The organism is Roseovarius sp. D0-M9, assembly GCF_037083805.1.
GTDB lineage: Bacteria > Pseudomonadota > Alphaproteobacteria > Rhodobacterales > Rhodobacteraceae > Roseovarius.
The window spans coordinates 18,096-30,877 of the sequence record NZ_JBAPKZ010000037.1 but is presented as its reverse complement, the minus strand read 5'-3'; the positions used below and the strand labels follow the sequence as shown (position 1 = coordinate 30,877).

The 12,782-nt window shown below is 62.3% G+C and carries 12 protein-coding genes and 1 tRNA gene; 4 read left to right on the top strand and 9 right to left on the bottom strand.

Translation table 11 applies throughout. The annotated features are described in order from the left end of the window. The first annotated feature begins 142 nt into the window (after positions 1-142). Positions 143-487, top strand: coding sequence for a hypothetical protein (locus tag V8352_RS18220; protein ID WP_336425716.1), 345 nt, complete (start codon positions 143-145; stop codon positions 485-487). 478 nt (positions 488-965) lie between these two features. Here V8352_RS18220 and V8352_RS18215 read toward each other — a convergent pair whose 3' ends face one another. After that, on the bottom strand, positions 966-1,280 hold the full coding sequence (locus tag V8352_RS18215; RefSeq protein WP_336425715.1) for a TraR/DksA family transcriptional regulator: 315 nt from the start codon (positions 1,278-1,280) through the stop codon (positions 966-968). Positions 1,281-1,758: 478 nt separating this feature from the next. Between V8352_RS18215 and V8352_RS18210 the strand changes: the two genes are divergently transcribed. Continuing rightward, complete coding sequence (locus tag V8352_RS18210) at positions 1,759-2,034, top strand: GlsB/YeaQ/YmgE family stress response membrane protein (RefSeq protein ID WP_336425714.1); 276 nt, start codon at positions 1,759-1,761, stop codon at positions 2,032-2,034. Between the two features lie 418 nt (positions 2,035-2,452). Here V8352_RS18210 and V8352_RS18205 read toward each other — a convergent pair whose 3' ends face one another. Then, positions 2,453-3,142 (bottom strand): UPF0149 family protein, encoded by a 690-nt coding sequence (locus V8352_RS18205; protein ID WP_336425713.1) that lies wholly within the window; start codon positions 3,140-3,142, stop codon positions 2,453-2,455. 28 nt (positions 3,143-3,170) lie between these two features. After that, on the bottom strand, positions 3,171-3,866 hold the full coding sequence (locus tag V8352_RS18200; protein WP_336425712.1) for an SDR family NAD(P)-dependent oxidoreductase: 696 nt from the start codon (positions 3,864-3,866) through the stop codon (positions 3,171-3,173). A gap of 67 nt (positions 3,867-3,933) precedes the next feature. On the opposite strand from V8352_RS18200, the gene V8352_RS18195 reads away from it, so the two are divergent. Next, a tRNA-Gly gene (locus tag V8352_RS18195) sits at positions 3,934-4,007 on the top strand. A 146-nt stretch (positions 4,008-4,153) separates the two neighbouring features. Here the strand turns inward: V8352_RS18195 and V8352_RS18190 are convergent. From V8352_RS18190 to V8352_RS18170, 5 genes are all read right to left on the bottom strand, one after another. Beyond that, positions 4,154-5,464 (bottom strand): NAD(P)/FAD-dependent oxidoreductase, encoded by a 1,311-nt coding sequence (locus tag V8352_RS18190; protein WP_336425711.1) that lies wholly within the window; start codon positions 5,462-5,464, stop codon positions 4,154-4,156. Positions 5,465-5,521: 57 nt separating this feature from the next. Then, positions 5,522-6,085 carry a sarcosine oxidase subunit gamma gene (locus V8352_RS18185; RefSeq protein WP_336425710.1) on the bottom strand — a complete coding sequence of 188 codons (564 nt, stop codon included), beginning with the start codon at positions 6,083-6,085 and terminating at the stop codon, positions 5,522-5,524. Further along, the gene (locus tag V8352_RS18180; protein WP_336425709.1) at positions 6,078-9,026 is read right to left on the bottom strand and encodes a sarcosine oxidase subunit alpha family protein; all 2,949 of its coding nucleotides are present in this window, start codon (positions 9,024-9,026) and stop codon (positions 6,078-6,080) included. The genes V8352_RS18185 and V8352_RS18180 overlap by 8 nt, the downstream gene beginning before the upstream one ends. After that, entirely contained in the window at positions 9,023-9,310 is a 288-nt protein-coding gene (locus tag V8352_RS18175) for a sarcosine oxidase subunit delta (RefSeq protein ID WP_336425708.1), read from the bottom strand. Before V8352_RS18175 ends, V8352_RS18180 begins: the two co-directional genes overlap by 4 nt. Before the next feature lie 136 nt (positions 9,311-9,446). Continuing rightward, complete coding sequence (locus tag V8352_RS18170) at positions 9,447-10,697, bottom strand: sarcosine oxidase subunit beta family protein (protein ID WP_336425707.1); 1,251 nt, start codon at positions 10,695-10,697, stop codon at positions 9,447-9,449. 120 nt (positions 10,698-10,817) lie between these two features. Here V8352_RS18170 and V8352_RS18165 point away from each other — a divergent pair, with 120 nt between their 5' ends. Then, a complete protein-coding gene (locus V8352_RS18165) occupies positions 10,818-11,744 on the top strand; it encodes a GlxA family transcriptional regulator (protein ID WP_336425706.1) in 927 nt (308 codons plus the stop codon). A gap of 41 nt (positions 11,745-11,785) precedes the next feature. On the opposite strand, the gene dapA is transcribed toward V8352_RS18165, so the two are convergent. Beyond that, positions 11,786-12,661: a 4-hydroxy-tetrahydrodipicolinate synthase gene (gene dapA, locus V8352_RS18160; protein WP_336425705.1), complete on the bottom strand. Its 876-nt coding sequence runs from the start codon at positions 12,659-12,661 to the stop codon at positions 11,786-11,788. Positions 12,662-12,782: the final 121 nt, after the last annotated feature.

The window sequence follows — 12,782 nt, the reverse complement described above, 5'->3', positions numbered from 1 at the left end:
GGAGCATCCCAAACCGGGCGTCCGCCGCCGATGCCACAGAGAACCGCCTTGAAATCCATGCGGCAGGAACAACGTCCTTCAAGCCCGACTTATTCAGCAGCCTGTTAGGGGTGAAAAAGCCGCACAGAAGCTATTCTTCTGCGTGGCCTATGCATTCTGCAAGGCACAAAAGATCGACATCATCCCAGAGGCTGAGACAGACTACGGCCCCGTTGACTTCAAGTTTTCTACCGGATTTGATGAAAGACTTCTGGTTGAGATCAAGCTGTCGAACAATGACCTCAAGAAAGGCTATGAGAAGCAGTTGCGCCTCTATGCTGAGGCGGAAGAAACACCGGCTGCAATTTTTTTGGTTTTCGACTTAGGTGGTCACGATGAAAAGCTTAACGATTTTTTGGCTTTAAAGAACAAGCGAAAGGCAGCAGGTCTTTTTGCGCCAGATATTGATATAATCGATGCGCGGCTACAGAATTCTGCAAGCGTTTGACCCTTCCGATTTGAACAAACCCACGAATTTGTACCTGATGTTGGCAATGCGGGTCATCTCTATTTTTCTGGCCTTAGCGGCTGCTTCGAATGACCAGTTGACCGGGGTGCATCGCAGCACCTTACAGATGGAGTCGATGGCAAGTTTGGTCCGCTGGCCAAAACTTGCAAAGTCCGCTTGCTGCGCATTGCTGACCTTGGTGCCTGGTGCAGCATGGGAGGCCGTTGACCCGAGCCCTGAATGGCCGCTTCCATGTCTCTGACAGGATGCCCTTGCAAGTGCAGCGAACTCACACTTTCCGCCCCGAGACCACGACAGCTCATGACCGTAAGCGGCCGATTGCCGCCACATGCAGGCGCAGCACTACAGCCTTTGATTGCCAGCATTGGTGCATAACACAGCTTTTCGATGGTCTGATCTGCCTGAAAAGATCCGCCTATGAGGCGGCGTGGCCGGACCAAATGCTTCTTTATCTGCGTCAGGTCGCACAGTTCTTGCAAAAGGGCGTGGCGGGGAGAAGATCCAGCCGCGCAGCAGAGATTTCTTCTCTGCATGTTTGGCAGATCCCGTAGGTGCCCGCGCCGATCCGCCCGAGCGCCGCATCTATCCGCCGAACCTCCGCCAATTCCGCCTGGCCAAGCGATTCCAGCACCTCGTCACCCTGCCGCTCGGACGAGCGATCTTCCCAGTCCTTGCTCGGAGTTTCATCCAGCGTCTGCTCGACCTTCTCGAGATGCCGGCTCAGCTCGGCCCGCCGCTCTCGCAGCGCTGCTTGGTACGTCGTGGTGTCCATGTGTTCTCCTCCCTTGGATTGAGACAAGAATGGATAAGGAGGGGGCAGAGGGCATTGATTTGGGTCAAGCGGATGTTGATCTGCAGGCCCTTCATGCTCCTCCACAGCCCCGGTGCCAACCACCTGCCGTTTTGCAGGATCCAGCTGCCGCTCGCTGCAGATGCACAGTGGAACGACACATGACGAGTAAGCAGGCGTCCGGGGCAGTATATTCGATTTCCTGCCGGTGGTAGTCGCTAATTTCTGGGTCAGGGCTGGAAGGTCTGCTTAGCCCGATTGTATTGAGCCGATGCCGTCTGCAGCGAATGTTTCCTTTCCCGCCCATTATGTTGAAGAACTCGCACGCCAGGTTCCAGCAAGTCATCTGCTGGGAAGTCGTTCCGCTCCAATCTAATTCTGAGCTACAGTTAGCTAGCGATGACGGCTGCGCCAACAGGCAAAGCCACCAAATCCTATGTAAGGTAAAGGAGACTTGGAAATGGAAACATTACTCGACGCGATTGGAGCGGTTTCGCTCATTCTTCTGATCTTGATTGGTTTAGGCGCCGGCTATCTTGCAGGGAAAATAGCGGGTCGGCACAAGCCGCTCTACCTCGTAGTCGGCGTGGTGGCAGCCATCGCGACGCCCTTCGTTTTGGCTGCGTTGGGCATCGGCGTTCTCGCAGCTGGAGGGCTGATCCTCTTGGCGCTCGTTTCGGCTGCGGGCGCGCTCGTCGTACTCGCGCTTGTTCGGGTACTCCTCGGGCGGGGATAGCGCGTTTCCTCACTTTATCGAATCCGGTCGCGCTATTTCGTGAGGCGCCGGAACCTGATTCCAAAAGCATCCGACCGTGGAAAGAGACGTCGGCGCTGTGCTCAATGCTCCATATGGCAGTATGGATTCCGCACACTCCTCGAGCGTCGGCTCATAGTGGTGACGAGTGCCTTGCCATTTTGGTGAACAACCGCTATCGATCCGGCCGCCAGTTTGAGTTGCCGTTGCAACGAAGGACGGCTTCTCGCCTTTTTGACGAAATTGGCGAGTTCATCCCGGCAACGAAACGACCGTCCAATTCAAGCAGTAGGCCCGCTAAAGCAGCGCGTTCTACTAGGGGCTTCTGAGGGCCTTGAGCCATGCCCTTTTCCGGCTTCACCAAGTTGGGCAGAGAGGCCAGGAGCGCAGAACAGAGCGTTCAATTGCTCCCGCAGCATTGCTTGTACTTGCGACCGGAGCCGCAAGGGCAGGGCACATTGCGACCGACCTTCGTCCCCTGAAACGGTGCGCTTGTTCGATCGTTGGCTGCCCAAGCAGAAAATGGGGCAGGTGGTGTACCGGATTTGGTCCACGCGTTTAGTGTCAGCACGAGGTTCGGGATAAGATCAGGGGCCTCGTTGGTCAGGGATCCGATGGATGTGCTCGGCAGATCGCTTTGACCGTCCGCGATATTGTAAAGCGCCAACATCATAGCGATCGAAGCCGCCGCCTCCTCGTCGCCACATTGCACGATGCGGTCCCAAGCGTCCGGGCGCAGACGCATCGCGCGCTCAAATCCATTGCACCACGATTCCCACAGGACTTCGCCGGTCCGCGTATCCTCGTCATAGAGCGGGCCGTACTCCATCGCTGGCGGCGTCAAGGATTGCGCAACGGCGTTATAGTGCCGCATGACGAGGTCGGTGAGGGCCTCAACTTCTTCAAGGGTCTCTAAATGTTCCGAGCTATTCCCCCAAACGCATGGGAGCCATTCGCCAGGCTTGATCAACTCGGGGCAAACGATGATGCCTGCACAAAACCCGTCGAACTCGCTGAGAAGCATGCCATCATCGTCAGTAAATGACAGCAGCATCCGGTCTAGTTGATCGAGCTCGTCATCGCTGAGCATCTTTCCACTCCTTTTAGGGCCAACCCTTCTAAAACGTCTCGACCCAAGGCCGCACTGTGATATCGCTCGACCACGCGCTGTGGTCCTGTTCGATGAGGTGGCGATAGGTGCGGGCGATCGCCTCGGGCCTGAGCATGGATCCCGGCTTGTCCTCCGGTTCCGTGCGACCCGGGTTCAGAATGCCTCCGTCGATGTTGATCCATGCAACGTGGATGCCTTGGGGGTGCAGTTCGCGTGCCATGCTTTCTGCCAGACCCCGCTGAGCGAATTTGCCCATCGCAAACGGAGCGGATTGTGGGAAGCCCTTCACCCCGGCAGATGCGCCCGTGAAAAGAATGGTTCCCCTCATGCCGTCAATGGGCTCCTCTGCCAGCATGCGCCGCGCTGCGTGCTTTCCGGTCAGGAAGGCGCCAATAGCGGTCACATCGACGGCATGGCGGACTTCCTCCACCAACAGATCGGTGATTCGTCCGCATGTGCGAGCGGAAGGATTGTAGATCGCGACTCTCGGGGCTTCTGGCAGACCGGCAAAAAGCGCGGAAATGGCCGCTTCATCTGTACCGTCCATAAGGACTGTGCGCGCTCGGAGCTCCTCTGCTAAGGCTTGCATCTTCTCCTGACTGCGGGCCGCCAGCGTCAGGGCGTAGTCTGGTGCAAGCTCCCGAGCGAGAGCTGCGGAGAGCCCGTCTCCAACACCAATAATAACCGCATGCGGTTTGGCCATTTCGCGTCTCCCCATCAACCCAAAGCTTGACCCCGGAACGTCTCTGAAATAGATGGTAACGTACCAAGCGGGCGTTGTGTAATGGTAAGACCTCAGCCTTCCAAGCTGATGATACGGGTTCGATTCCCGTCGCCCGCTCCAGAATTAATTTTCCGACAGATTGCCGACAAAATTCAGTAGCGCATTTCTATACGTTTTTGATTTTAAACAAATTTATCAATTTATCGCACTTGTCTTCCAAGCTGATGATACGGGTTCGATTCCCGTCGCCCGCTCCAAATTCCCCTTCAGCGCGACTTCAGGTTCTCGGTCCAGTCGACCGCCGTGCGATACCACAGGTTCGCCGCGTGCAGAAAATGCGGGCGCGTGCCGGGATGCATCCAGTGCCGCGCAAGATCGGTCTGGCTATAGCCCGTCTGGCCGCGCGCGTCGCCCATGGCCTGATAGGCGGCCTTTGCCCCCAGATAGGGCGCCATCACCGTGCCCGAACCGGAATATCCCATCGCATGATGCAGGCCGCGATCCTCGCCGACATGGGGCATATGGGTAAAGCTGTAGCCGGTATTGCCGCGCCAGGAATGGCTGATGCGCGTGCCTTTGAGCTCGGGCCAGACCTCGCACATGGTGGCGCGCAGGCGGCGCGCGGCGACGTGAGGATCGACATTGACCATCGAGGCGCGCCCACCAAAGAGGATGCGCGTGCCATCGGGCGAGATGCGGAAATAGCTGTGGCGCGCGCGCGTTTCGACCATCATCCGCCGGCCCGGCGCGAGGTGACCGATGAGGTTTGCCGCCAGCGGCTCGGTCGCGATGATATAGCTTGGGAGGGCAAAGACGCGGCGCGCATGCCATGCAAAGGTGTCGGTGGTGTAGCCATTGGTCGCCAACAGCACTTTTTGCGCCGTGATGCGTCCGCGGGATGTGGCGGCGGCAAAGGTGCTGCCGCGTCGTTCGACCCCGGTGACGGGGCACTCGGCGATCACCGGGATGCCGCGCGCCAGCACGGCGCGCATCAGGCCCTGATGGAATTTCGCCGGATGGATGCCGCAGTGCTCGTCAAAGACGATGCCGCCATAATAGCGCTCGGTCGCGATTTCCTGCGCAAGATCCTCTCGTGCAACGACATGCGCGCGCACGCGGCTTTTATCGGCCAGTGTCTGCGCGAGGGCGTTCTGGTTTTTGAAATGCTTGGCCGTCCACGCCAGTTGGATGCGGCCCGTCTGTTGCAGATCACAGATGATGTCCTCGCGCGCGATCAGATCCTTGGCCCAATCCAGTGCGGATGACGCCTCGTCAAAGAGCGCATCCGCCACCTCAGCGCCGAACTGGCGCGCGAGGGTGGACCAGCCAAGGCGCGGATGCGCGCCGAACATGCCCCCGTTGCGGGTCGACGCGCCCTTGCCCGGATCGCCTGCATCGACCACCACGATGGATGCGCCGCAGTCATGTGCGGCGAGGGCTGCCGAAAGGCCGGTGTAGCCCGCGCCGATGATGAGCAGATCGCATTTCTCAGGCAGCGCATCATGGGTTTCGGCCCACGCGATGCCGTCCCACCAGTAGGGGTGGCCGGGCTCGGCGTCTTGGGTCCAAAGGGTCATGGTGTCTGCCTTGATATTCTGCGGCGTCGCCGTCCTGCTCTGGTTGACGAAGTCGCCCTAGCTGACGTTATTGGCCGAAACCTCGACGGCGTGCAAAAACGATTTGGCCGAGGAACTGGCCGAAAGCAGCAGATAGGTATCCTCGCCCGTGCGTGCGATGAGGGCGCCCATATGCTCCATAACGGTGCGGGCTATGGCATCCACCTTGAACGCATCGGGATGCAGGTCGATCGGGCATATGCGTTCGAGTGCGCGGCGCGCATCCGGGCCTTCGATCTGCAGGGCGCACCAGCCGTCGGTCTGATCGGTGGTATAGGCCGCACCATCCAACCGGGCTGCGACCTGCGGCTCGGCGTCGGGGGTGGCGCAGACAAAGACGGCAAAGACCTGATCCGCGCCAAGGCGCATCAGCCGTGTGTCCTTGGCCACGACTGACAGGCCGACCTCGGGCAGCGCCTTTCCAAAGGCCGACTTGATGGCCTTTTTCGCGGCATCCTCGCCCCCGAGAGGCAGTGCGATCGACACGATGGCCAGATCTGCGGGCGCGCTCAGCCGGATGTCGCCAAAGCTCTGGTCATAGCCTGCCAGCGGCGGCGCGGCGGTAAGGGTGAAATCAGGCACGCAGACGCTCTCCTTCGGGGTCGATGAAGTGGGCCGAGACGATCTCGACCTCCATCTCGGTGTCGTGGACGGGGCTGACGGCGCGCACGATCTCGCCCATGCGGCTGTCTCCCGATTTGATGAAGCCAAGGCCGATGGAATGGCCAAGGCTGGGCGAGAAGGCGACCGACGTCATCCAGCCCTGATCGGTCTGTGTGCTGGCGGTGTCGTTCTTGGCAATGAAATGCGACCCTGCGATGAGCTTCGCACTGCGGTCCACCGGGCGGAAACCGACCAGCTTTACCGCATCGTCGCGCATCATCTCGGGGCGGCGCGACAGCACGTTGCCGATGCAGTCCTTCTTGTCGCTGACCATCCGCGCCATGCCAAGGTTATGGGCCGTGGTGCGGCCGTCCAGCTCGTTGCTTGCCGCATGGCCCTTTTCGATTCGCATGACGCCAAGGGCCTCGGTGCCATAGGGGCAGGCCCCGAACTCTTCGCCCGCCTTCATCAGCGCGGCCATCATCGCGTTGCCGTAGCGCGCAGGCACAGCGACCTCGTAAGCCAGCTCGCCCGAAAAGGAGATGCGGAAGAGCCGCGCGGGCGTGCCGCCGCACACGGTGACCTCGCCGCAGGCCATGAAGGGGAACGCCTCGTTCGACATGTCCTGCGTGTCGTCGACGATCTTGCGCAGCAGATCGCGCGCCTTGGGTCCGGCGACGGCGAATTGCGCCCAGGCGTCGGTCGTCGAGATCAGGTGGACGTCCAGATCGGGGAAAAGGCATTGGCGCGCAAATTCCATCCGGCGGAACACCAGCACCGCATTGGCGGTGGTCGTGGTCATGACAAAGTGGTTCTCGCCCATGCGCGCGGTGGTGCCATCGTCATAGCAGATGCCATCCTCGCGCAGCATGATGCCATAGCGCACGCGTCCCACGGCCAGTTTGGCAAAGCCGTTGGCGTAGACGCGGTTGAGGAACTCGGCCGCATCCTTGCCCTGCACGTCGATCTTGCCCAGCGTGGTCACGTCGCATATGCCGACGTTCTGGCGCGTGTTCAGCACCTCGCGGTCAACGCTGTCGCGCCAGCCCGCTTCGGAGCCTTGCACGAACCATTGCGCGCGCAGCCAGTTGCCGACCTCGACGAAGGTGGCGCCATTGGCCTTGGCCCATTCGTGGCTTGGCGTCAGGCGGAAGGGGCGAAAATCAGTGCCACGCGCCCGGCCCGCCAGCGCGCCCAGGGGAATGGGCGTATAGGGCGGGCGAAAGATGGTCGTGCCTGTCTCAGGGATCGATTTGCCGGTGCATTCGGCCATGATCGCCAGCGCCGACATGTTGGATGTCTTGCCCTGATCGGTGGCCATGCCGGTGGTCGTATAGCGCTTGAGATGCTCGACCGAGCGGAAGCCCTCGGCATGGGACTGCTTGACGTCCTTGACGGTCACATCGTTCTGGAAATCGACCCAGGCGCGCGTCTTACCCGACGGGATGTGCCATTTCGGCGCGCCTTCATGCGCCTCATCCTCGGCCTTGGGCGCAGCCTTGCGCGAGGGGGTAAAGCCAAGATCCTTCACTTGCGCATTGGCGGCCTTGCGCCCCTCGGCAAGCGCGGCGGCAAGCGTCAGCTGGCCGTTCGCTGCGCCAGCGACGACCAGGCCCTGAGGCAGATCCGTGCCGGGCACGAAGGCGCAGATGCCCTCATTCCAGCTTGGACGGCCCCGCTGGTGGCAGGTCAGATGCACGTTCGGATTCCAGCCCCCCGAGACGGCGAGGCAATCGACATCAATCATCTGCCCATCGGTCAGCGTGATCCGCTTGAGCGCGCGGCGGCCTGCGGTATCGACCACGCCCGCGCCGCGAATGTGGCGCGCGCCGGGCACATCGCAAACGGCAGGCGCATCGCGCGTGTCGATGATTGCACGCACGTCGACGCCCTTGGCGGCCAGATCGGAGGCGGTGCGCCAGCCGTCATCATTGTTCGTCAGCACGGCCACCTTCTGGCCCGGTGTCAAGCCATAGCGGTTGACGTAGGTCCGCACAGCCCCGGCCAGCATGATGCCGGGCCGGTCGTTGTTGCCGAAGGCGATGGGCCGTTCGGTCGCGCCGGCGGCCAGAACGGCGCGTCTGGAGTAGATGCGCCACAGAACCTGGCGCGGCTTGCCACCGGAACCCGCCAGATGATCGGTGCAGCGTTCGAGCGCGCCATAGACGCCGTGATCGTAGGCGCCATAGATCGTGGTGCGCGTCATCAGGCGCACATTCGCCATCGCGGCCAGTTCGGCCACCATCTGGGCCGCCCAGTCGGCACCCGCCATGCCGTCGATTTCAAGCGTTTCGGCATTGAGGCGCCCGCCGGGGGCGAAATCCTCATCCGCGAGGATGACGCGCGCGCCGCTGCGTGCGCCGGCCAGTGCCGCGGCAAGGCCCGCGGGACCGGCGCCGATGACCAGCAGGTCGCAGTGCAGGAAACCCTTGTCGTACGTGTCGGGATCGGCCTCCATCGACAGACGCCCAAGGCCCGCCGAATGGCGGATCGCAGGCTCGTAGAATTTCTCCCAAAGGGCGGCGGGCCACATGAAGGTTTTGTAGTAGAACCCGGCGCTGAGGAAGGGCGACATGAGGTCGGTAACCGCCATCATGTCGAATTCAAGTGGGCCGCGGTGGTTCTGGCTTGTCGCGGTCAGCCCGTCGAAAAGCTCGGCCACGGTGGCGCGGGTGTTCGGCTCTTGCGCCGCGCCCGAGCGCAGGTGAACCAGCGCGTTCGGCTCTTCCGAGCCTGCGGTCAGGATGCCGCGCGGGCGGTGATACTTGAACGAGCGGCCGACGAGGACCTGACCATTGGCGAGCAGCGCGGAGGCAAGCGTGTCGCCCGCGTGACCTTGCATTGATTTGCCGTTGAAGGTGAAGTTCAGCGGCTTGGAGCGGTCGATAAGGCCACCCTTGATGCGGTTCACTTGGCTCATTTGCTGCGCCCCCGGCTGCGGGCCACGTCGCGGGCCAGTTCCACCTTGCTGATCTCATGTGTGACGGTATCGCGCGTGACGACCAGCCAGCTGCGGTCGCCCTGCTCATGATACCAAAGCTCCTGCATCTGGCCGGCGATATTGTCGCGCAGATACCCGTATTCATAGAACGCGGCCTCGGCATCCTCGGCCTGCCAGTCGGGGCGGTCGATGAGCGCGGCGTCGCCCAGATAGATGAATTCGGCAGCATCGCGCGGGCCGAGCAGGGGATGGTCGATGATCATGTCGTTACCTCGGAGGTGCCGGGGGTTTTGCAAAGCCCTTGGCCGTTTTCTGGCCGGAGATTTGCATCAGGCTGGCGGCGTGCGCGGGGCGCAGGCGGGGTTTGAGTATTTTTGCCAAGATGAAGCATGGGGGGCATCAATGAAGGTTGGGCTGGTTGCCCTGTCCCTTTTCGTCAATCATGTGGCCCCGCTTGAACCGGTCGAGACGCAATTCGGTGGCAACGGGATGGGGCGTGTCCTTGGCGATGAGATGCGCATAGCACCAGCCCGAGCCGGGCGTCGCCTTGAAGCCACCGTAGCACCAGCCGCCGTTGAAATAGAGGCCGTCGATATGCGTCTTGTCGATGAAGGGCGAGCCGTCCATCGACATGTCCATGATGCCGCCCCAGCTGCGCAGCAGGCGGGCGCGGCCGATAATGGGCATGATCGCCATGCCGCCCTCGGCCACGTCCTCGACCACGGGCAAGTTGCCGCGCTGCGCGTAGGAGTTGTAGCCGTCGATATCGCCGCCAAAGACCAGACCGCCCTTGTCGGACTGGCTGACGTAGAAATGGCCGGCACCAAAGGTGATGACGCCGGGGATGACGGGCTTGAGACCTTCGGTGACGAAGGCTTGAAGGACATGGCTTTCGATGGGCAGGCGCATGCCGGCCTGCGCCGCGACGCGGCCCGAGGAGCCCGCGACGCACATGGCGACCTTCTTGGCCTTGATGGGGCCGCGCGAGGTCTCGACACCGCGGCAGACGCCGTTTTCGATGTCAAAGCCGGTGACTTCGCAGTTCTGGATGATGTCGACGCCGCGGCTGTCGGCGCCGCGCGCATAGCCCCAGGCGACCGCGTCGTGGCGCACGGTGCCGCCGCGCCGCTGGAAGAGGCCGCCCTTGATGGGAAAGCGCGCGTTGTCGAAATCGAGAAAGGGAAGCTCGGCGCGCAGCTGGTCGGCGGTGGCGTATTCGGCATCTGCGCCCGCGAGGAACATCGCATTGCCGCGCCGGATGAAGGCATCGCGCTGCGCGTCGGAGTGCAAAAGATTCAGGATCGAGCGTTGGGAGACCATCGCATTGTAATTGAAATCCTGCTCCAGCCCTTCCCACAGCTTGAGCGACAGCTCGTAGAACGGCTCGTTGCCGGGCAGAAGGTAGTTCGAGCGGATGATCGTGGTGTTGCGGCCCACATTGCCGCCGCCGATCCAGCCCTTTTCCAGAACCGCGACATTGGTGATGCCGTGCTCCTTGGCCAGGTAATAGGCCGTGGCAAGGCCGTGGCCGCCGCCGCCGATGATGATGACGTCATATTCGGCCTTCGGCTCGGGGTCGCGCCAGACGGGTTTCCAGCCTTTGTTGCCGGTCAGGCCTTCTTTCAGGATGCGGAGGGCAGAGTAGCGCATGAGGATCTTTCGATATTCGAGGTCGGACCCATCATGGTGGGTTTGCCGCGATTGCACTTTCCTGAAAAGGTCGGATAGATGTCTGGAATGGCCGCGCCCTCTGATCCTCCCTCTTCGCCCATGCGAATCGGTATTCTGCCGGTCGCGGATTTTGCCGTGATGTCCTATGCGGCCACGGTCGAGCCCTTGCGCGCGGCCAATCTGCTGGCGGAGCGGCCGCTTTATGAGGTGATCCACTTGGGGCCGGGAGGGCATCCCGTGCGAAGCTCAGGCGCTGCGGTTGTTCCCATCGAGGCACGCGTGGGGGATGCGCTGCGGCTCGACATGCTGTTCGTGATCGCGGGGGGCGATGTGGGGGCGCATGATGATCCGGCGCTCTATCGCTGGCTGGCGCGGCTGGCGCGCGAGGGCGTGCACTTGGGCGGCGTATCGGGTGGGCCCGTGATCCTGGCGCGCGCGGGCCTGATGGCCGGGCGGCGCATGACGCTGCACTGGGAATACGCCGAAGCCCTGGCCGAGGCGGCGCCGGATCTGGCGCTGGAGCGCAGTCTATACGTGATCGACCGTGACCGGATGACTTGCGCGGGTGGCACCGCGCCCCTCGACATGATGCACGCGCTGATCGCGCGGCAGCATGGCGCGGGTTTCGCGCGGCGCGTAAGCGACTGGTTCATGCATACCGAAGTGCGGCCCGCCATCGGCCCGCAGCGCGCCGGCCTCGCCGAGCGGGTGGGCAGCCACGCGCCGGCCATTCTGGACGCGGTCGAGGTGATGGAAAGCCATCTGGCCGATCCTCTGGACCTGGCGCAACTTGCCAGCATTGCGGGTGTGTCGCGCCGGCAGCTGAACCGCCTCTTTACCGAGCAATTGGGCACATCCGCGATGCGCTATTACCGCGCCCTGCGGCTGGACCGCGCGCAGAGCCTCTTGCGAAATTCCGCAATGCCGCTGACGCAGATCGCGCTGGCGACGGGCTTTGCCAATTCATCGCATTTCAGCCGCGCCTATTCGGCACAGTTCGGGCAGCCGCCATCGCGCTATCGCTAGTGTGCAGCAGCCATTGCGCTATCGCTAGAGCGCAGATCGGGTCAGTTCAGCAGACCCGCGTGGCGCATTGCCTTTTCGACCAGCACCTTGGTGCCATCGGTCAGGGGCACCAGCGGCGAGCGGACCTCATCGCTGCATTTGCCCAGAAGGGACATGGCGTATTTCGCGCCCACAAGGCCCGGCTCGGTAAAGATGGCCTGATGCAGCGGCATGAGGCGATCTTGAATCCTCAGCGCCTCGGCGTAATCGCCCGCAAGGCACGCGGCCTGCAACTGGGCGCAAAGCGCCGGCGCCGCATTGGCCGTGACCGAAATGCAGCCTACGCCGCCTTGGGCGTTGAAGCCGTGGGCCGTCGCATCCTCGCCGGAAATCTGGATGAAATCGGTGCCGCAGGTCATGCGCTGGGCGCAGACGCGAGCCAGATCGCCGGTGGCGTCCTTGACCCCGATGATGCGCGTCAGTTTCGCCAATACGCCCATGGTCTCGGGCATCATGTCGACAGCGGAGCGGCCCGGAATGTTGTAAATTATGATCGGCAGATCGCAGCTGTCATGAGCTGCGGTGAAATGCGCGATCAGGCCCGCTTGCGTCGGCTTGTTGTAATAGGGCGTGACGACCAGCGCGGCATCGGCGCCCACCTTGTGGGCATGGCGCATGAAGGCGACCGTCTCGGCGGTGTTGTTGCTGCCTGCGCCCGCGATAATTGGGATGCGGCCTGCGGCGGCGCGCACGACCTCTTCGGTGACCTGCATATGCTCGTCATGGGTCAGGGTCGGGCTCTCGCCCGTGGTGCCGACGGGGACAAGGCCGTTGCTGCCCTCGCTGATGTGCCACTCCACAAGTTTGCCGAGCGTATCGAAATCCACTGCACCGTCTTTCAGGGGCGTGACCAGGGCTGGAAGCGATCCTTTGATCATCATGGACTCCTTGGGGTCTGCGTCAGGCATCTGTGCCCGAAAGGTGGGCGCCGTTGTGGCAGACTGCGCCCTGCGGCCCTATATGGGCCAATGGACGGCGCGGGGCTGCACGCTTAGGCTG